This is a genomic window from Cohaesibacter marisflavi (assembly GCF_900115225.1).
Lineage (GTDB): Bacteria > Pseudomonadota > Alphaproteobacteria > Rhizobiales > Cohaesibacteraceae > Cohaesibacter > Cohaesibacter marisflavi.
The window spans coordinates 117,282-137,544 of record NZ_FOVR01000011.1 but is presented as its reverse complement, the minus strand read 5'-3'; the positions used below and the strand labels follow the sequence as shown (position 1 = coordinate 137,544).

Genomic DNA, 20,263 nt, shown 5'->3' with positions numbered 1-20,263 from the left:
AGACCGGTTTTTCAATTTGATGCATCACGCACGAGAAGATTGATTTAAGCTTCAGCGCGAGGCTTGACCAGACCGCGATTGATCAGGGCTTCGGCGATCTGAACGGTGTTCAGGGCAGCACCCTTGCGCAGGTTATCGGAAACAACCCAGATGTTGAGGCCGTTATCAACGGTTGAATCTTCGCGAATACGGGAGATATAGGTTGCGTCTTCACCAGCCGCTTCAACGGGAGTGATGTAGCCACCGTCTTCACGCTTGTCGACAACCAGACAGCCCGGTGCTTCACGCAGGATATCGCGGGCTTCATCAGCAGAAATCGGCTGTTCGAACTCGAGGTTCACAGCTTCACCGTGAGAAACGAAAACCGGAACGCGCACGGCGGTGCAGGTCACCTTGATTTTCGGATCGAGCATTTTCTTGGTTTCGGCCACAACCTTCCATTCTTCCTTGGTGGAGCCGTCATCCATGAATTTGTCAATATGCGGGATCACGTTATAGGCAATGCGCTTGGTGAATTTGTTCACTTCGATCGGATCGGAAACAAACACCGCGCGGGTCTGGGTGAACAGCTCATCCATGGCTTCCTTGCCAGCGCCAGAAACGGACTGATAGGTGGAAACAACGACGCGCTTGATGGTTGCCTTGTCATGAAGGGGCTTCAAAGCAACCAGCAACTGAGCCGTTGAGCAGTTCGGGTTGGCGATGATGTTGATGCGATCTTCTTTCTTAATCCAGTCTTCCAGCACCTGAGCGTTCACTTCCGGCACGATCAGCGGAATACGCTCGTCATAACGCCACTGGGAGCTGTTATCGATCACAATGCAGCCCTGAGCCGCGATCTTTGGTGCCCACTCGGCAGAAAGGCTGCCGCCAGCTGACATCAGACAGAAATCGGTGTCGGAGAAATCATAGTGATCCAGCACCTGACATTTCAGATTTTTGTCGCCGAAGGACACGTCCTTGCCCTTGGAGCGGCTGGAGGCCAATGCGACAACTTCATCAGCGGGAAAACCACGCTCGGCAAGAATGTCGAGCATTTCACGACCCACATTGCCCGTAGCCCCGACAACTGCAACTTTATAACCCATTTTCAATGATCTCCTGATCCGCAAGCTCCCCCTAAGGTTTCCGCTCTGCCCTGTGCTTTCGCTGATTGGCAGGCGGTTTCGCTCCCCTCACATCCCTGGGGGAAGCCGAAGCAGGGAGCGAGAGGGGCCTAAACCTTGGTGGTAGTAGTGGTTGTTGTGTCTGTCATCTGGCCAGCAGTGAGAGCACCAGCGACAACGCCAGTGGTTTTGCTCATCATTCCTGTTTTCATTTCAAATGCCATATCACAGTGTCACACGCGGCAAGCGTATGCCCAACCCTCTCGGTTCACGTCATGCCTTTTGCTTTATGGGTGCCTGCAAGTCAAGACAAAATCAGCACATAACGCCCATGCGATGCGGAATCTCATGGAAAGAGCTCCCATACCGCCACTCCATACAGCATATTATCTTGAAAATCAGGCAAAAAGCAGGTTAAAGAAGCGTATGACAGAACGGGAACCAAAATCACGGCAACAGCGCCAGGATGAAAAGGCCAGACAAGCCGAGCGCGCCCTTGAGCGCGTCGACGCCGAAGGCGAAGCCCTTGGCACGTCGGCATTTGCCCGCACGGCAAACCGGGCCAAGGACCATCTGGGCGCCAATGATGCAGACCCCAATGATCCCATTGAGATCTGGGGCACGCGCATTGGCCGCATTGGTGGCGTCATCTTTGCGATCTTTCTCGTTCTTTGGCTTGTCAATCATTTCACCCGATGACAAAAGCCCTTAAGTGCTGTAAAGCAGGATTCATTAACGGATCGGCACAGCAAACCATCCCCATGAAGGCATAGAAGCAGCCTCACAAGCATTCAGGCAGAAGACAATGACGACAAAATTATTCATCGACGGCGAAGCAGGCACCACCGGATTGCAGATTCGGACGCGCCTTGAAGGCCGCGACGATATCAAATTCCTGCGCTTGCCTGAAAATCTGCGCAAGGATGCCGAGGCACGGGCACAGATGCTCAACGAGGCTGACATCGCCATTCTCTGCCTGCCCGATGCGGCAGCCATCGAAGCGGTCAGCCTGATCGAAGACAAGGACACCCGTGTCATCGACGCATCCACCGCTCACCGGACGGCAGAAGGCTGGGCCTATGGATTTGCCGAGCTTGATTCCGATCAGCGCGAAAAGATTGCCGCGTCCAAGCGGGTTGCCAACCCCGGCTGCTATCCGCAGGGCTATATCGCCATCATGCGGCCTCTTGTCGATGCTGGCATCATTCCAGCCAACTTCCCGGCCACGCTCAATGCCGTTTCCGGCTATTCGGGCGGCGGCAAGGGCATGATCGCTGAATATGAGCGCGAGGAAGAGCCCGTGGCAGTGCCCTACTGGCCCTATGGCCTCACCTTGGCTCACAAGCATGTGCCAGAAATGACCTTTTATGCTGGACTTGAGCATCCACCCGTCTTCCAGCCCGCCGTTGGCCGCTATGCGCAGGGCATGATTGACGCCGTGCCACTCAATCTGTGGGCACTGGACTCCGCCCCCAAGCTTGCTGACCTTCATGCTTGCCTGGAGCGGCGCTACCGGAACGAAACCTTCGTCAAGGTCGCCCCTCTGGAAGCAGCAGGACGTCTTGAAGCGATCACCCCGGAAAAGCTCAACGGCACAAACTCGCTGCATCTTCATATTCACGGCAATGACGAAACCGGACAGGCCGTCTTGCTGGCCGTTTACGACAATCTGGGCAAAGGCGCCTCCGGCGCTGCCGTTCAGAATATGAACATCATGATGGGCATCGAAGAGACCACCGGCCTCACCATTGCTGATCTCTGATTTCATTTTCAAACGTTGATTCAGCTATCCGAAAAATCAAAAGGCTTTCCATTCAAAATGGGAAGCCTTTTTTCTTTAAGCCATTCGCATTGAGAACAACAACATGAAGTTCCCCGGTTCATTCTCACGATAACATGGCCTCAGCAGGTCCTGTAGAAAATCGCAAGGGATGGGGCTATGACTTCATTCGCTCCCAATCGATCAATGTCGTTTCATTTTTGGAAACCCGATCAACAGCATGGTACAGACCATCCAATTTTCTCGATTTTCTTGAAGAGCTTGAACAGATAATCGATTTCAGCAAATTCTCGTCTCGGATAAGCTATGGCGGCTCTATGGGCGGATATGCAGCTGGGGCTTTTGCATCGCGCCTCAATTGCGATGCGGCGATTCTGCTTAATCCGATCTCGTCATTGAGTAGAGAGCTGGCTCCATGGGAAACACGTTTCGAAATTGCGAAGAGAGTAAACTGGTCCTCCTCCTACCATGATGCGGCAGAGGGAATAGTCGGTGTTCCCCATGTCTATCTGGTTGCCGACTCGTTGCATTCTCTGGATCTCAAACATATCAAGCGTTTCGAGCGGGCTTGTCCAAGCTGTGAATTCTATCGTTTTCCCGATGTGGGCCACGGAATCGCCGTCCATATGCATGCTCTTGGCGTTCTGAAGCCGTTCGTGCTGGATATTTTCAATGGCCACGCGCCAGATAAAGCCGACTTCTTCCAAGCCATTCGCCAACGTCGCGACTATGTGCGCTACTACAAACAGGTCTTCATAGAAAAGGAAGATCGCATCACCCCCGCCAGAGCCAACATATTGGCGCAAAATCTGGCACGCACCCTCAAGCGCAATCGCGTTCCCAAAAAGCTGGCAATCCAGATTTTCCAAAACATCACCGCTCTGGATCCGATTGAATTTGGCCTTGAACTTCCAGCGAGTGCCGGATAGCCAAAACTCTTTGATGCATGATATAAGCCAGCAAGCGTCAAAGCCGGATTTTTCACCCAGATCTGCCGAATAAGAATGGCCGATATCCAATCCCAATCTTTCACAGAACGGTACAAGATTTTAAAAATCTCATTGAAAAGCACTATTCATCCCCGTAAACATGGCTTTGAATGCGGAATGTCTCAATGAGACAAGAGAATTTCGATATACAAGACCGAGCCAGTCTATGCGCAGCTTGTATCGTTAGGTCAGTTGGGTTGAGCGGCTGATCGCCTATCAGAAGGACCGCCAGAGAATGGAAAAATTCACGACCTTGACCGCTGTTGCGGCACCCATGCCCTTGATCAATATCGACACGGATATGATCATTCCGAAACAGTTCCTGAAAACCATCAAGCGCTCCGGCCTTGGCGTCGATCTCTTCTATGAAATGCGCTACAACGAAGATGGCTCGGAAAACACGGACTTCATTCTCAATCAGGATGCATACCGCAACGCGGAGATCATCGTGGCGGGTGACAATTTCGGCTGCGGCTCTTCCCGTGAGCATGCGCCTTGGGCCCTGAAGGATTTCGGCATCAAATGCATCATTTCCACCAGCTTTGCCGACATCTTCTACAATAACAGCTTCAAGAACGGTATCCTGCCGATCGTTGTGAGTGAAGAAGATCATGCCAAACTGATGGATGACGCGTCACGCGGTGCCAACGCCACCCTGACCATCGACCTTGAAAATCAGGTTATCAAAGGCCCCGATGGCGGCGAGATCAGCTTCGACCTTGATCCGTTTAAGCGCAAATGCCTGCTTGAAGGCCTCGATGACATTGGCCTGACGATGGAAAAAATCGCCAATGTCGACAAATTCGAAACTGAAATGACCAAAGAGCGCCCTTGGGTCTAGAGCATTTTACCTTGTAGAATATGTACGCCTATTCCCATTCGCTCAGATCTTGCAGCGACAAGTGATTTTTAAACGATAGATCAGACATAGGCTAATCAACAAGCCAGGCCCCTCGGGTCTGGCTTTTTTGTATCAGATCGCAGTCGACACCGGCCTCTCATCGGCTTTGACCTTGCATTCGGCGCCATTCGGTATTAATCGAATACATAACGCATCCAATCTTTTCGATCCTTGCGCGCAATACGCAAATTCGAAGAAAATCCAAACTCGGAAGTAGACCATGTCCCACAAACTTTTCCTTCTGCCCGGCGACGGCATCGGCCCTGAAATCATGAAAGAAGTAAAGGCGATCATCGACTGGATGAACGCCAATCTCGATGTGAGCTTCGAAACCGACGATGGACTGGTCGGCGGCTCCGCTTATGATGCCTATGGCGTTGCCATTTCGGAAGAAGACATGGCCAAGGCAATGGCAGCAGATGCTGTCATCTTCGGCGCAGTGGGTGGTCCAAAATGGGCCAGCGTACCTTATGAAGCCCGCCCCGAAGCCGCGCTTCTGCGTCTGCGCAAGGATCTGGGCCTGTTTGCAAACCTGCGTCCGGCGCTGGTATATCCGGCTCTGGCTGACAGCTCATCCCTCAAGAAGGAACTGGTTGAGGGTCTCGACATCCTCATCGTGCGCGAACTGACCGGCGGCGTCTATTTCGGCGAGCCAAAGGAAATCGTGACGCTGGAAGATGGCCAGAAACGCGCCATCGACACCCAGCTCTACACGACGAGCGAAATCGAACGCATCACCCGCGTTGCCTTCGACCTTGCCAAGACCCGCTCCAACCGCGTGGCTTCTGCGGAAAAGCACAATGTGATGAAATCCGGCCTGCTCTGGAAGGAAGTTGTCACCAAGCTGGGCGCCAAGGAATATCCCGATACCCCGCTTGAGCATGTTCTGGCCGACAACTGCGCCATGCAGCTGGTGCGCCGTCCCAAGCAGTTTGACGTCATCCTTTGCGACAACCTGTTCGGTGACATCCTGTCTGACGTCGCAGCCATGCTGACCGGCTCTCTGGGCATGTTGCCATCGGCATCCCTTGGTGCTCCGGATGAGAAGACCGGCAAGCGCAAAGCCATGTATGAGCCGGTACACGGTTCCGCTCCGGACATCGCAGGCAAAGGTATCGCCAACCCGATCGCCATGATCGCCTCCTTCTCCATGGCCCTGCGCTACAGCTTTGAAATGGGCAAGGAAGCCGACATGATCGACAAGGCTATTGCCACCGTGCTGGAAAAAGGCCTGCGCACCGGCGACATCGCCAAGGAAGGCGACACCGTCGTCACGACTTCGCAAATGGGCGCTGCGGTGCTGGAAGAGATCAAGGCACTGGCATAAGCCAGCCCCTGCCAAGACAGATCAAACAAAAAGCCGGATGGGAAACCATCCGGCTTTTTTCATGTCATCAACAGTCAAACGCCTCAGCCTTTTTTCAGCCGAGAGGAAACAGCCAGCGCCGCCAAGGCCAAAAGACAGGTAAGCGCAGCAAGCCCCGGCCAATGACCCCAATGCCAGAACCATCCGCCGACATAGCCCACAAGGCTCGCGCCCATATAGTAAAATAGCAGATAGAGCGAGGAGGCATGCCCCTTGTTGCCCTTGGCTGACAGCCCGACCAGACCACTCGCCACCGAATGGCCGATAAAGAAGCCAACGGTGATAAAGGCAATGCCCACGCAAATGAAAAAGAGCGAGCCCGGCAGCGTGATCAGCACGCCGACAAAGGTCAGCGCGAAAGAGAAAAGCAGCAACCGCTTGGCGCCGAACCGCATGGTCAGAGCACCCGTATAGGAAGACGCCACCGTTCCGAACAGGAACAGCAGGAACATCAGGCTCACCGTAAAGGGGCTCATATTGTAGGGCGGCTCGAACAGGCGGAAGGAAAGATAGTTATAGACCGTCGAAAAGACACCGGTAAGACAGAAGCCCAGCATGTAGACCTTCTGCAAAGCCGGATTTTTCAGATGCCCCAACCAGGTCTGCACATGAAAGCCAAGCCCGGCATGGCTGGTTTTGGTAAAATTCTTAGATGGCGGCAGCAACAAGGCAAAGCCACCAGCGGCCATCAGGCACAGAACACCGAGCACTTCCATGGCCTGCTGCCACGAAATGAACTCACTGAGCGAGCCCATGCCCACACGCCCCAACATGGCACCGACCGATGTACCCGCAATATAGATGCCCATGGCTTTGGGCAGATGTTTCGGGTCGATCTCTTCGGCCAGATAGGCCATCGCAACGGCAGGCAGCCCGCCAAGCGCGATGCCTTCAAGCGCGCGGGCAATCAGAAGGGTGGTCCAGTCAGGCGCGACGGACGCCAGCAGGTTGAGGGCGGCAGCCGAGACCATCGAGGTAAGCATCAACCCCTTGCGCCCCAGTTGCTGGGAGAGCGCCCCCATGATCATGATGGACACCGCAAGGCAACCTAAAGTCAGCGACAGGGGCAGCGAGCTGGTCGCGGGAAGCACGTTGAAATGCTCGGCAAATAGCGGCAGCAGCGGCTGCACACAATAAAGCAGCGCAAAGGTCGCAAAACCGGCAAGAAAAAAGGCAACGGAAATCCGGCGAAAGGTGCTGGTGCCGGACTGGACGTGAGAAACGGCATTCTCTTCAAATCCCGAACGTATGTCGCCGGGATTGGAGTAGGTCGTAGACATGGACTCTTCCTGAGACTCTCTTATCAAGGTAGGAAAAAAGAGTATAGCGCAGACGCGATCAGTTATCTAATATATGGAACAATCGAACGTCATACAAAAAAGATATAGCATGGAACTGCGCCATATCCGCTATTTTCTCGCCGTTGCCGAAGAGGGAAACTTCACCCGCGCGGCTGAGAAAGTGGGCATCGCCCAACCGCCCCTGAGTCAGCAAATCCGGGATCTGGAAACGGAAATCGGCGTGCAGCTGTTCCACCGCGTACCCCATGGCGCCGAATTGACCACCGCCGGACAGGCCTTCCTGGAGCGCGTCATCGCTCTGCCGAACATCGCCAAAGAGGCGAGCGAAGCAGCAAGACGGGCCGCCCGCGGCGAAACCGGCACCCTCAATCTGGGCTTCACCGGAGCCTCGCTGCTCAACCCGACAGTCTCCCGCCTCATCCGCACCTTTCGGCGCGATCATCCCGATGTCAGCTTCAAGTTGGAAGAGGGCAACTCGGTGGAATTGCGCGATGATCTGCTCAATGGCACGCTGGATATTGCCATTCTGCGCCCCAATCACGACGACCCGAAGAATATTCTTACCCATCCGCTTTCGTCGGAAAGGCTCATTGCGGCGATCCCGACCTCACGCGATCCGGAGCCCGACAGCGATGAGATCGACCTGTTTCTGTTACGGGATGAGCCGCTGGTCTTGACCCCTCGCCATATCGGCCTGAGCTTACACGATTCCGCCATTTCCGCCTGCCGCCGCGCCGGATTTGAGCCACGCCTTGGCCAGCCGGCGCCGCAGATCACTTCTATCATGAGCATGGTCTCAGCCGAACAGGGCATCTCGCTGGTGCCCGAATGCATGCGCCAGTTGGCCCTTGAAAATGTCAGCTACAAGCACCTCAAAGACCTGCCGATGAAAGCGACCATCGCCACCGCGATTCTGCGGGGCACGCCTTCGCCTACAGCGTCAGCCTTCATCGCCCTTGCGCGCACCATTCACAACCAGGATCAGGCCCCTCTTTAAAAGGCCACCTTCTGCCCCGATATCTCAGATTGTACAAGCCACACCCCATACCAAAGTTGAAAAGCATTGTTTGACGGTGCTTTAAGCAAATCAGCGTATCTTCTTACATCAAGATTTTGTCGCACAAGGCGGATTCGGCGACAGAATGTCAAATTGCAGTCAATAAAGTCAGGCAGATCTTGGACACACAAGGTCGCCGGAGGAAAAAATGGCAACGGATTTAAAACGCGAGCACAAAAAACTCATGGCAGAAGCCAAGGCACTGGCAGCAAAGAACAGTGCACTGGAAGCGGAGTTTCTGGAACGTTTCTTCATTCAGGGGGATATGGAAGATCTCTCGCGCTACAGTGCTGAAGAAATCGCGTTCCTTGCCCATCATTCCTTCGAGAAGTTCCATACCCCCTTTGATGGCAAGCACCGGATCGACATTTTCGAGCCTTCCTTCAAGGCCAACAAGGAAGCTGTCTCCAACCAGATCACCATCATCGAGCTGCACAACATCAACAAGCCGTTTCTCGTCGATTCCATCATGGGCGAATTACAGCAGGCAGGCCTAGGCATTCATCTGGTGCTGCACCCGATCATGAATGTGGAGCGCAACGGCGCTGGTGAAGTTGTGGCCTTCAAAGAGCGCAAGGATGTGCAGACCAACCCGAATCTCAAGCGCGAAAGCCTCATTCACGTCCATATCTCCCGCATTTCCGACAGCCAGAAGAGAAAAGACCTGCAAAAGACTCTCGACAGTATCCTCGATGATGTCGATTCAGTCGTTGACGACTGGAAGCCAATGCTGCTGCGGCTGGAAGAAACCATCGCCATCCTCAAGATCACACCACCGCCGTTGCCAGAAGGGGATGTCACCGAAACGGTTGAATTTTTGCGCTGGCTGGTCGACAACAATTTCACCCTTCTGGGCATGCGCGAATATACCTTCGATGGCACCACCGAAGAGGGCGATCTGGTTCGCACCAAGCGCGACGGCCTCGGCCTTTTGCGCAATCCCGAAGTGCGGGTACTGCGCCGGGGCAATGAACTGGTGACGATGACGCCGGAAATCCGCGATTTCCTCCTGCGCCCGGAACCCCTGTTCATCACCAAGGCCAATGTGAAGACCAAGGTGCACCGCCGTACCTACATGGATTATATCGGCATCAAGCGCTACGATGACGACGGCAAGCTGACGGGCGAATTGCGCATTGTCGGCCTGTTCACCAACACCGCCTATAACCGTTCGGTCCTCAATATCCCATTCCTGAGACGGAAGGTGGAAAGTATCATCGACATGGCGGCGGTCGATCCGTCCGGCCATTCAGGCAAGGCCATGCTCAACGTGCTGGAAAATTATCCACGCGACGAGCTGTTCCAGACCGATAGCGAAACCCTGCTCTATCATTCGCAGGAAATCCTGCGGCTGCATCAGCGTCCGCGTGTGCGCGTGCTCTCCCGCGTTGATAAATTCAACCGCTTCGTCTCCTGCCTCGTGTTCGTCCCCCGTGACCGCTATAACACGTCAGCACGTATAGAGATCGGACATCTGCTCAAAGATGTCTATGAAGGCCGCCTCTCCGCCGTTTATCCCGAATTCCCGGACGGGCCTCTTGCCCGTGTGCATTTCATCATCGGCCGTTCAGGCGGCAAGACCCCGGCACCGTCGCGCACCATTCTTGAAGATGCCATCAACAGCATCGTGCGCACCTGGGTCGACAGTCTTTGCAAGGTCGTCAAGGCCAAGAATTCCATCAAGACAGCCAGTCGTCTGATTGATCGCTATTGCGTTGCCTTTTCCGATGCTTACCGCGACACCTTCTCTCCGGAAACGGGCATGGATGACATCACCATCATGGAAGGTATGGATGGCATCCACGACACCGCAATCCAGTTCTATCGCAAGGAGAAAGATCAGGACCATCGCATCACCCTGAAGATTTTCCATCAGGGTATGCCAATCCCGCTCTCCGAGCGCGTGCCGATTCTGGAGAATATGGGCTTCCGGGTGATCGATGAACGCTCCTATGAAATCGCGCCGCTCAATACAAACCACAAATTCTGGCTCCATGACATGGATCTGGAGCGGGCCAGCGGCAAGCCGATTCCCTTTAAGGATGTGCAGGACGATCTGGAAGCCTGCTTCCTGGCTGTCTGGAATGGGCTGGCCGAGAATGATGGCTACAACAAGCTTTCCATGGCCGCCGATCTGCCTTGGCGCGACATCACCGTGCTACGCACCATTTCGCGCTATTTGCGTCAGGTCCGCATCCCCTATGATCAAGACTATATGTGGGAAACCCTCAACACCTATCCGGATCTGGCCGCCCTTCTGGTCCACCTGTTCCATGCCAAATTCGATCCGGATCAAGCCAAGCGCGAGGAAGAGTGCAATCGCCTGTCGAACGGCATTCTGACAGCCCTTGAGCAGGTTTCCAATCTTGATGACGACCGCATCCTGCGCAAGTTCCACGGCGTCATTCAGGCCACCCTGCGCACAAACTTCTACCAGCGCACCCCAGACGGGGCCTATAAGCCAACCCTGTCTCTCAAACTCAACCCGCGTGCCATGGAAGACATGCCAGAGCCAAAACCCTTCCGCGAAATCTTCGTATACAGTCCGAGGGTGGAAGGCCTGCACCTGCGCTTCGGCAAAGTTGCTCGTGGTGGCCTCAGATGGTCTGACCGTCCGCAGGATTTCCGCACCGAAGTGCTTGGTCTCGTAAAAGCCCAGCAGGTCAAGAATGCGGTGATCGTGCCGGTTGGCTCCAAGGGTGGCTTCGTGCCCAAGCATCTGCCAACCGAAGGTGGACGAGAAGCCTTCATGGCAGAAGGCATTGCGACCTATAAGCTCTTCATCTCGGCCCTGCTGGATGTGACTGACAATCTGGAAGGGCAGACCATTCTGCCGCCAGAGAATGTCACCCGTCACGACGAAGACGATCCTTATCTCGTTGTCGCTGCAGACAAGGGCACCGCCACCTTCTCCGATATCGCCAACGGTATTTCCGAATCCTATGGCTTCTGGCTCGGCGATGCCTTTGCTTCCGGCGGCTCGGCTGGTTATGACCACAAAAAAATGGGCATCACGGCCCGCGGCGCATGGGAAGCGGTCAAGCGGCACTTCCGCGAAATGGATCGCGATATCCAGAGCGACCCCTTCACCGCTGTTGGCGTGGGCGACATGTCCGGCGACGTCTTCGGCAACGGCATGTTGCTCTCCAAGGAAACACGGCTCATCGCGGCCTTTGACCACAGGGACATCTTTATTGATCCGGATCCCGATCCGGCCAAAAGCTGGAAGGAACGCAAGCGTGTCTTCGATCTGGGCCGCTCCTCCTGGCGCGACTATGACGAGAGCCTGATTTCAAAGGGTGGTGGCATCTTCTCGCGCACCGAAAAATCCATTTCCCTATCCAAGGAAGTCAAAGCCGTCTTGGGCATCGCCAAAACCAAGGTCACGCCGCAAGAGCTGATGAAAGCCATTCTGATGGCGCCTGCCGATCTGTTGTGGTTCGGCGGCATCGGCACCTACATTCGCGCCAGCTCGGAAACCGACGCAGATGCGGATGATCGCGCCAATGATGCCATTCGCGTCACGCCCAAAGAGCTACGCGTCAAGGTGATCGGCGAAGGCGCCAACCTCGGTGTCACCCAGCGGGCCCGAATCGAGTTCGACCATCTGGGCGGGCGCTGCAACTCCGACGCCATCGACAACTCCGCTGGCGTCAACAGCTCCGATATGGAGGTCAACATCAAGATCGCCTTCGGTGCTGCTATCCGCGAGAACAAGATCGATCTGGATGGCCGCAACAAGCTGCTTGTCCAAATGACAGAAAATGTCTCCGAGCTGATCCTGCGCAACAACTATCTCCAGACCCTTTCCATCTCGCTCACAGAGCTGCGCGGCATGGAAGACTTCGGCTATCAACGCCGTTTGATGGAACGGCTCGAAGAAGCCGGTGAGCTGGATCGTGTGGTTGAGTTCCTGCCCGACAATGAAGCCCTTAAGGAAGCCCGTAAGAAGGGCCAGCCTCTCAGCCGCGCCGAAGTGGGGCTGTTGCTGGCCTATGCCAAAAACTCGCTCTATGAAGAGCTGTTGCATAGCGACTTCCCCGACGAGAGCTATCTCGAACATGAGCTGATGCATTATTTCCCAGAGAAAATGCGTGAGGCCTATGCCGAGGAAATCAAAGGCCATCGCTTGCGCCGCGAAATCATCTCGACGGTTATTTCCAACTCGATGATCAACCGGGGCGGAGCAACGCTCATCCCGCGCATTGCCGACAAGACGGGCGCGTCTGCCAAAGACATTGCCAAAGCCTATGTGACGGTACGCGATTCCTTCGATCTGCCTGCCCTCAACGCAAGCATCGACGCGCTCGACAACAAGATCTCCGGAGCCGTGCAGCTGGAGCTATATGAAGAAATCCAGAAGCTGCTGCTGGGTAACATCCAGTGGTTCATGCGTAACATTCCCGCATCAACCCCGATTGCAGAAACCGTAGCTCTTTATAAAAAAGGAATCAGCGCGCTTTCTGGCAATATGGACCAATATCTGCCCGCCTATCTTACGGACCTCGTACAAAGCGACACCCGCAAATTCGAGCAGAAAAATATCCCATCAGATCTGGCCGCCAGAATTGCCCGCCTGTTCCTGATCGCGGATATTCCGGATATGGTGCTGATTGCAGAGAAATCCCAACATTCGCTCAATGAAGTCGCCGAGGCCTATTTTGCTGTGGCAGGCCACTTCAATATCGGCCGCATTGATGCGATCGCCGGGGATCTTGATGTGTCCGACTATTATGAGGGGCTGGCTCTGGATCGTGTTCGCGATTCCATCTCCTCCGCTCACAATCAGATGACCGCATATGTTCTGGGGCTGGCAACCAAAGAAAAGAGCGGTATGGAAATCTGGCTTGAGCAGGAAGGCGGTGCCATCAAACGTACGGTCAAGTCTGTCAACACGATCACCCAGAGCGATGATCTGACGGTTTCGAAATTGTCAGTTGCCGCTGGCCTGCTGGAGGATCTGGCAAGACTGGTCTGACGCTATACCGACAAGACCAAAGAAATACAGAACAGCCCGTTGTCATCCGTCATCGGGCTGTTTTTCGTTTATGGTCTTTGCATTTTGTGTTTCAAGGTCTATCCCTATGGCAACGAGCAGACCATCTGGCCCTCGCCATTCCGCAAAGTCATGATCATCGTATATTTCCTCAAAGGCGAAAGCCTTGCCTGTTTCGCGACTTTGGACCATGGTTTTCTCAAGCCTCCGGCAGCTCCGCCAGAGGGATGGTGCGGGACGCTCCCGGCACCGTCACTTCTCAAGACAACCTGCCTTTAACATCTGTGATGGATCGATCCGGTCATGAAACAAGGCAAGCTGAAATGGTTAACAACCATCCAAGGCATGCAATTTGCGTCCCTTTCCGCTTGCAAGAGTTAAAACTGCCTTAACCAAAAGCCAGCTAAAATGATCGCCGATTTACCACAACACCCAAGGCTTTCGAAAGGCCCAGATTCCCAATGCAAGACGAACGTTCCCCTTTCCAGAAACTCGCAGATCTGCTGGATGGTGTTGTACCGGTCAATGAAAAAGACGCCCAGCCAATCAATATGACCATTGGCGAGCCACGCCATGCCTTTCCTGATTTCATCCCCGATGTGATCATGAAAAACGCGCAGTATTTTCGCCCCTATCCGCAGATGCGCGGCACCGACGAGTTTCGCAAAGCCGTCGAAGACTGGCTGAACTGGCGCTATGATCTGGGTGGTCTGCCGCTGGGAGAGAAGAATATCCTGCCGCTCAATGGCACCCGCGAAGGGCTGTTCCATGCCTGCGTTGGCGCGCGCGACTATGCCCGCTCCCAGTTTGGCAAAGACACGAGCAATGCGGCTGTCCTGCTGCCAAACCCCTTCTATCACACCTATAAGGGTGCCGCGGCGGCGATTGATGCGGAACAGATTTTCCTCAATGGCACCGCAGAAACCGGTTTTCTGCCAGATCTGGATGAATTGGCCAAGGAAACGGATCTACTCGACCGCACCATCGCCTTCTATTATGCCTCGCCAGCCAACCCGCAAGGCAATGTGGCTGACATCGCCACATGGAAAAAGCTTATTGCCCTTGCGCGCAAGCATCGCTTCTTTATCTTTGCGGATGAGTGCTATTCCGAGCTTTATCGTGAGACGCCCCCTGCCGGTATCCTTCAGGCTTGCGAAGGCGATTTCTCCAATGTTGTGACCTTCCACTCGCTCTCTAAGCGCTCCAACCTTGCTGGCATGCGCTGTGGCTTTGCCGCAGGGGACGGCGCCTTCATGACCCAGTGGACGAAATACCGCAACCTGGTTGCCCCTCAGGTATCCATGGCGATACAAGCAGCAGCTGCTGCGGCCTATCGGGATGAAGAGCATGTGAAGGAAAACCGCATGCTCTATAACGAAAAATTCGATGCGGCCCGCCGTATTTTGGGCAAAGAGCTGCCATATGAAACGCCCCCTGCAGGCTTTTTCCTCTGGCTTGACGTCAGTGCCTTTGGCGATGACGTCACAGTTGCGCAAAAGCTCTGGAAGGAAGTGGGGGTAAGAGTCATTCCGGGCTCCTATCTTGCGCGCGAAGACCGCTCCGGTGTCAATCCCGGCGACGGGTTCCTGCGCCTTGCACTGGTGGGAGACCTTGCAGAAACAGAAGAAGCCCTTACGAGACTGCGCACCTGCCTGATCAACTGATCAGGCATCCACCAACCGGTGACCGGCAACGTCTTTTTCAGGGTAAACAGGAAAGCCACACAAGTTGAAATGGGGCAAATGAAACTGGAACTGAGCAGATCATGACCACATTCGACGACTATCGAACCGCACCCTATGAAGGCGGAGCAATGGGAAGACGAGATCGCGATGGAGCTTTGAAACATGCCTTGCGCCGCAATGCCTATGCAGGCCTTGGGCTGCTGGGGCTATTGCTTTGCGCTGTCGTGGCCACCAGTCTGGTCACATGGCATGTGGCCGACCCGAGCTTGTCCAACGCCACGGAAGTCAGCCCGCGCAATGCGTTCGGGCTGGCGGGCGCCATCATTTCCGATCTCAGTTTTCAGGGTTTGGGGCTGGCTTCGGCCTTCCTGATCATCACCCCGACCGTCTGGTTCTGGCGGCTCGTGCTCATGCGTCCGGCTCGCATCAGTCGCAACCGCTTCATGGGCTGGTTTGCCGGGCTGTGCATGCTTGCCATTGCCTGCTCCACCATTCCCGTACCCGACAGCTGGCCTCTGCCGCTCAGCCTTGGCGGCATGGTTGGGGATGCCTTTCTTTCGGTCGTCAGCCGCTTTGACACTGAGGTCATGCAGGGTCTTGGTGCTGTACTTGTTGGGGCAGGTGCCGCCTTTCTGGGCGTTCTCATCCTCCTAGCCTCCATGGACATGGGCCTTAAAGATCTCGCCTTCCGCCGCAAACCAACAGCCGCCTTTGAGGAAGAAGACGCCGAAACCTACGACGAAACCTACGACGAAACCGACTATGAAGAAGACGACTGGGACGATGACGACAGCGAAGAGTACGCTTCACATCATGAAGAACATGATGGTGCCGGCACGCTTGATCGCACTAAGGGCCCTGCGTCAAAACGCGGCTCCTTCTTCTCGGTACCGATCGGTGCTTTGAACCACTGGTATCTCTCACGCCGCGCCAACAAGGCGCGAAAAGCAAGAGAACGTGAGATTGAGCGGCAGGAAAAGGCCAGGAAACCATCCTTCTTCTCGCGCCTTCTGGCCGATGACGATGATGGTCTGGACGCTCTGAGCGATCGCATGGAACCACGCCTTGAGCGCTCGGCCCAACCGGGCTACCAGCAGCAGAAACCCGGCCCCGCCCCGGACATGGGCTATTCCGGACCGGAAGATTTCGCGCCGCAATCCGCAGCAGGCTATGAGGATTATGACGAGGAAGACGACTGGAACGACGATGGCCCCTATCAGTCTTCCCCTGTCGGCATTGCGCCTCCCGAATTGAATCGTCCCTCCAGCCAGCCGGGCAACCGCGCCGAGACCAACGAGAGAGCCCAGACCAAACCCGCAGGCGCTCCAGCCAGAGGCGGCAAAGGCAAGGGCAAACGCATGGTCAAGGCGGGTCAGGGCAATCTGTTCAGCCGTCAGGATGAATATCAATTCCCGTCTCTGGACATTCTCTCCGAGCCGGAAAGCCTGGGGCCCAATGCAGGCCTTACCGCCGACCAACTTGAGCACAATGCCCGCCTTCTGGAAGGCGTTCTCTCGGATTTCGGCATTCGCGGCGAAATCATCAAGGTACGCCCGGGCCCTGTGGTTACGCTTTATGAGCTGGAACCGGCGCCGGGTATCAAATCATCCCGTGTTATCGGTCTGGCGGACGACATCGCCCGTTCCATGAGCGCTATCTCTGCGCGTGTGGCCGTGGTTCCGGGCCGCAATGCCATCGGCATCGAATTGCCGAACGCCCGTCGGGAAACCGTCTATTTGCGCGAAATGCTGGCCTCCAAAGATTTCGAGAAATCCAAGGCCAAGTTGCCCATCTGCCTTGGCAAGAACATTTCCGGCGATCCGGTAGTCGTCGATCTGGCCCGCATGCCCCACGTGCTGGTGGCTGGTACCACCGGTTCGGGTAAGTCGGTCTCGATCAACACCACCATTCTCTCGCTGCTATACCGGCATCGCCCGGAAGAATGCCGCCTGATCATGATCGACCCGAAGATGCTGGAACTCTCCGTCTATGATGGCATCCCGCATCTGTTGACCCCTGTTGTGACCGATCCGTCCAAGGCCGTTGTCGCCCTCAAATGGGCCGTGCGCGAGATGGAACAACGCTACAAGAACATGTCCAAGATGGGTGTGCGCAACATCGACGGCTTCAACAAGCGCGTACGCGATTCGCTGGCCAAGGGTGACGAGGTGACCCGCACCATCCAGACAGGGTTTGATCCGGACTCGGGCGAACCGATCTATGAGCAGGAAACGCTCGACCTCGAGCCTATGCCATTCATCGTCATCATCGTCGACGAGATGGCAGACCTGATGATGGTTGCCGGCAAGGACATCGAAGGCGCCATCCAGCGTCTGGCCCAGATGGCCCGTGCCGCCGGCATTCATTTGATCATGGCTACCCAACGTCCGTCTGTCGACGTCATCACCGGTACCATCAAGGCCAACTTCCCGACCCGCATGTCCTTCCAGGTAACCTCCAAGATCGACAGCCGCACCATTTTGGGTGAAATGGGGGCAGAACAGCTGCTCGGCATGGGCGACATGCTCTATATGGCCGGTGGCGGTCGCATCCAGCGTGTTCATGGTGCCTTTGTTGCCGATGAGGAAGTCGAGGAAATCGTCGCCCATCTGAAGCTACAGGGTACGCCGGACTATCTGGAAGCCGTAACGGAAGAAAGCGATGCTGATCAGGGGGACAATTCCTCGGCCGGAGGCAGCTCTAGCGATGCCGAAACCCTTTATGACAAGGCCGTCGATATTGTTCTGAGAGACCGCAAGGCCTCGACAAGCTACATCCAGCGCCGCCTCTCCATTGGCTACAACCGGGCCGCAACCCTCATCGAGCAGATGGAACAACAAGGCGTGATCAGCCCGGCAAACCACGCCGGTAAACGCGAGATCCTGGTTCCCGAAGAGGGCGCAACCATGTAGCCTTTTCTCATACCGCCAAAGGAAGGCGGCGAGAGAGAAGAACAACCCTTGCGGCGGCGAAAACAAACAATCGTCAGATTTATTTCGTCATTCTGCCGCATTGGCTTGCTATTGAAATATGCAGGGCAAAACGTACATTGATGCGTCAAAACATGAAAAAGAACGAAGGCAAGCTTATGGACGACTATTATTCTGATGGCCCAACCACCGCGCAAGATACAAAACTGATGACAAAAACCGCTCATTCGTTCCGCTTGGCAGCCCTGCTTGTTGCCAGTCTTTTCATGATATTGGCTTCTGGCTTTACCCCCACCGCGCAAGCGGCACTCAGTGAAACCTCCGTCAAAGCGCTGGACACCATCTCCAAGGCCTTCAACGCGACCAAAACCATGAATGGCGAGTTCATTCAGACCGCCCCCAATGGCGACACGCTGCAAGGCTATTTCTTCATCGAGCGTCCGGGCAAAATCCGTTTCTATTATTCCAAACCCTCTTACACGGACATCATCTCCGACGGCAAAACCCTGTCCATCGAAGACCGTAAGCTCAAGACACAGGATATCTATCCGCTGAGCAAAACCCCCTTGCGCGTTCTTTTGTCAGAAAATCTGGATCTCGCCCGCGATCCGCGCGTGCGTCAGGCCAGCATCGCCGATGATATCGTCTCGGTGGTGGTGGAACAGGAAAGCTTGTTTGGAGACGGCATCCTGACTCTCATCTTCGACAGGGAACAGTCCCTTCTGCGCCAGTGGACCATTCGAGATGCCAACGGCAATGACACCACCGTTACCGTGTTCAATGTGGAAACCGGCAAACCGATCAAACCCTCTGTTTTCGAAATCAAATATGATCTGAGCCCGACCAACGACTGACCCGTTGGCAGACAGCCCGGACCTTTAGAGATTCAGTAAAAGTGAATGATTTAAGCACCGCAATCCATTGCGGTGCTTTTTTTGTCGAAATCGCCTGCTATAAAGGAAAAGAAAGCCGATTCCCGCTATGCCTATCGGCATTCTTTTTCAGTCCAATCCCTTTACAAGGCGCTGCCCGTGACCATCACTCTTGCCACCTGGAACATTAATTCCATCCGCCCCAGACTTCACCATGTCGAACAGTTCAATGCCGATCGAGCGCCGGATATTCTCTGCCTGCAGGAAACCAAGGTGATCAACGATCAGTTTCCCACGGCAAGCCTGAAAAAGCTGGGCTATGAGCATTATGCGATCAACGGGCAGAAGAGCTATCACGGGGTCGCCATCCTCTCACGCATTCCCTTCGCCAAGGTCGATATGCGCGGTTTTTGCGACAAGGGCGATGCACGCCATGTGGAAGTGACCATCGACACAGACAAGGGACCGTTGCGCATTCATAACTTCTATGTCCCGGCCGGTGGCGATATTCCAGACCCGGCAGTCAATGACAAATTCCAGCACAAGCTGGATTTCCTTGAAGAAATGAAAAGCTGGCTGACCGGTGAGGAAACCGACAATGCGTCCATTCTGGTGGGAGATTTGAACATCGCGCCACATGAAAATGACGTCTGGAGCCACAAGCAGCTGCTCAAGGTCGTCAGCCACACCCCCATCGAGGTTGAAGCTTTGGCAGCTGTGCAAGCTGCGGGTCCATGGCAGGATGTGGTGCGCAACCACATCCCGGTGGAGCATCGTCTTTACAGCTGGTGGAGCTATCGCTCTCGTGATTGGTCCAAGGCAGACAAGGGCCGCCGCCTTGATCACATCTGGGCAACGGATGCAGCCGCAGACAAGGTGAGCGGTGTGGAGGTTTATCGCGACGCGCGCAGCTGGGAAAAACCATCGGACCACGCCCCTGTAATTGCCAAACTGGATATGACCCAGCTCGCATAAAGCAGCAAGGGACGATCAAAAAACGCCAACAGATTTGGCCCCTCAAGGAAAGGGCGGGACAAGAGCCCAACCTTTTCCTTGCATCCATGGCACTGATATGATGTATAGCCATCCACGCGAACCGTCCGCATGCGGACCGTTGACCGGGGTTTGAGCGGCGCTTGTGAGGCGCTCGCAAGCATCGTGCCGGACAGTGCGGTTTTTCGGTTTGACACAGCAACATCCAAGGCACTTTGCCGCACGCTTCCATGAGGCGTCGCCCCAAGATGCACCGTAAGGCCAGAAACATGGAAAAATCCCAATCC

General features: G+C 55.1%; 14 protein-coding genes. 12 read left to right on the top strand and 2 right to left on the bottom strand.

Features of this window, described 5'->3' with window-relative positions; genetic code table 11:
• Positions 1-44: 44 nt before the first annotated feature.
• Positions 45-1,088 (bottom strand): aspartate-semialdehyde dehydrogenase, encoded by a 1,044-nt coding sequence (locus BM258_RS17990; protein ID WP_090074620.1) that lies wholly within the window; start codon positions 1,086-1,088, stop codon positions 45-47.
• Between the two features lie 444 nt (positions 1,089-1,532).
• Here BM258_RS17990 and BM258_RS17985 point away from each other — a divergent pair, with 444 nt between their 5' ends.
• The 5 genes from BM258_RS17985 (at position 1,533) to leuB (ending at position 6,103) form a co-directional block, all read left to right on the top strand.
• Entirely contained in the window at positions 1,533-1,805 is a 273-nt protein-coding gene (locus BM258_RS17985) for a hypothetical protein (protein WP_090074619.1), read from the top strand.
• Between the two features lie 106 nt (positions 1,806-1,911).
• A complete protein-coding gene (gene argC / locus BM258_RS17980) occupies positions 1,912-2,868 on the top strand; it encodes an N-acetyl-gamma-glutamyl-phosphate reductase (RefSeq protein ID WP_090074618.1) in 957 nt (318 codons plus the stop codon).
• A 134-nt stretch (positions 2,869-3,002) separates the two neighbouring features.
• Positions 3,003-3,815 (top strand): alpha/beta fold hydrolase, encoded by an 813-nt coding sequence (locus BM258_RS17975; protein WP_090074617.1) that lies wholly within the window; start codon positions 3,003-3,005, stop codon positions 3,813-3,815.
• A 295-nt stretch (positions 3,816-4,110) separates the two neighbouring features.
• Positions 4,111-4,716 (top strand): 3-isopropylmalate dehydratase small subunit, encoded by a 606-nt coding sequence (gene leuD / locus BM258_RS17970; RefSeq protein WP_090074616.1) that lies wholly within the window; start codon positions 4,111-4,113, stop codon positions 4,714-4,716.
• Between the two features lie 280 nt (positions 4,717-4,996).
• Positions 4,997-6,103: a 3-isopropylmalate dehydrogenase gene (gene leuB, locus BM258_RS17965; RefSeq protein ID WP_090074615.1), complete on the top strand. Its 1,107-nt coding sequence runs from the start codon at positions 4,997-4,999 to the stop codon at positions 6,101-6,103.
• 83 nt (positions 6,104-6,186) lie between these two features.
• On the opposite strand, the gene BM258_RS17960 is transcribed toward leuB, so the two are convergent.
• Positions 6,187-7,422, bottom strand: coding sequence for an MFS transporter (locus tag BM258_RS17960; protein WP_090074614.1), 1,236 nt, complete (start codon positions 7,420-7,422; stop codon positions 6,187-6,189).
• Positions 7,423-7,531: 109 nt separating this feature from the next.
• Between BM258_RS17960 and BM258_RS17955 the strand changes: the two genes are divergently transcribed.
• The 7 genes from BM258_RS17955 to xth all read left to right on the top strand — a co-directional run bounded on the left by BM258_RS17955 (position 7,532) and on the right by xth (position 19,958).
• Positions 7,532-8,440, top strand: a complete 909-nt coding sequence (locus BM258_RS17955; protein WP_090074613.1) for a LysR family transcriptional regulator — start codon at positions 7,532-7,534, stop codon at positions 8,438-8,440.
• A 208-nt stretch (positions 8,441-8,648) separates the two neighbouring features.
• Entirely contained in the window at positions 8,649-13,478 is a 4,830-nt protein-coding gene (locus tag BM258_RS17950) for an NAD-glutamate dehydrogenase (protein ID WP_090074612.1), read from the top strand.
• Between the two features lie 39 nt (positions 13,479-13,517).
• Positions 13,518-13,775 carry a hypothetical protein gene (locus BM258_RS17945; protein WP_090074611.1) on the top strand — a complete coding sequence of 86 codons (258 nt, stop codon included), beginning with the start codon at positions 13,518-13,520 and terminating at the stop codon, positions 13,773-13,775.
• Positions 13,776-13,957: 182 nt separating this feature from the next.
• Positions 13,958-15,160 carry an aminotransferase class I/II-fold pyridoxal phosphate-dependent enzyme gene (locus BM258_RS17940; RefSeq protein ID WP_090074610.1) on the top strand — a complete coding sequence of 401 codons (1,203 nt, stop codon included), beginning with the start codon at positions 13,958-13,960 and terminating at the stop codon, positions 15,158-15,160.
• 101 nt (positions 15,161-15,261) lie between these two features.
• A complete protein-coding gene (locus BM258_RS17935) occupies positions 15,262-18,093 on the top strand; it encodes a DNA translocase FtsK (RefSeq protein WP_244544759.1) in 2,832 nt (943 codons plus the stop codon).
• Positions 18,094-18,245: 152 nt separating this feature from the next.
• Positions 18,246-18,965 carry a LolA family protein gene (locus BM258_RS17930; RefSeq protein WP_175528147.1) on the top strand — a complete coding sequence of 240 codons (720 nt, stop codon included), beginning with the start codon at positions 18,246-18,248 and terminating at the stop codon, positions 18,963-18,965.
• Between the two features lie 177 nt (positions 18,966-19,142).
• Positions 19,143-19,958 (top strand): exodeoxyribonuclease III, encoded by an 816-nt coding sequence (gene xth / locus BM258_RS17925; RefSeq protein ID WP_090074689.1) that lies wholly within the window; start codon positions 19,143-19,145, stop codon positions 19,956-19,958.
• Positions 19,959-20,263 lie beyond the last annotated feature (305 nt).

Coding starts and splice junctions, on each gene's coding strand:
- BM258_RS17990 (WP_090074620.1), bottom strand. CDS start 1,088: ATGGGTTATAAAGTTGCAGTTGTCGGGGCTACGGGCAATGTGGGTCGT.
- BM258_RS17985 (WP_090074619.1), top strand. CDS start 1,533: ATGACAGAACGGGAACCAAAATCACGGCAACAGCGCCAGGATGAAAAG.
- argC (WP_090074618.1), top strand. CDS start 1,912: ATGACGACAAAATTATTCATCGACGGCGAAGCAGGCACCACCGGATTG.
- BM258_RS17975 (WP_090074617.1), top strand. CDS start 3,003: ATGGCCTCAGCAGGTCCTGTAGAAAATCGCAAGGGATGGGGCTATGAC.
- leuD (WP_090074616.1), top strand. CDS start 4,111: ATGGAAAAATTCACGACCTTGACCGCTGTTGCGGCACCCATGCCCTTG.
- leuB (WP_090074615.1), top strand. CDS start 4,997: ATGTCCCACAAACTTTTCCTTCTGCCCGGCGACGGCATCGGCCCTGAA.
- BM258_RS17960 (WP_090074614.1), bottom strand. CDS start 7,422: ATGTCTACGACCTACTCCAATCCCGGCGACATACGTTCGGGATTTGAA.
- BM258_RS17955 (WP_090074613.1), top strand. CDS start 7,532: ATGGAACTGCGCCATATCCGCTATTTTCTCGCCGTTGCCGAAGAGGGA.
- BM258_RS17950 (WP_090074612.1), top strand. CDS start 8,649: ATGGCAACGGATTTAAAACGCGAGCACAAAAAACTCATGGCAGAAGCC.
- BM258_RS17940 (WP_090074610.1), top strand. CDS start 13,958: ATGCAAGACGAACGTTCCCCTTTCCAGAAACTCGCAGATCTGCTGGAT.
- BM258_RS17935 (WP_244544759.1), top strand. CDS start 15,262: ATGACCACATTCGACGACTATCGAACCGCACCCTATGAAGGCGGAGCA.
- BM258_RS17930 (WP_175528147.1), top strand. CDS start 18,246: ATGAAAAAGAACGAAGGCAAGCTTATGGACGACTATTATTCTGATGGC.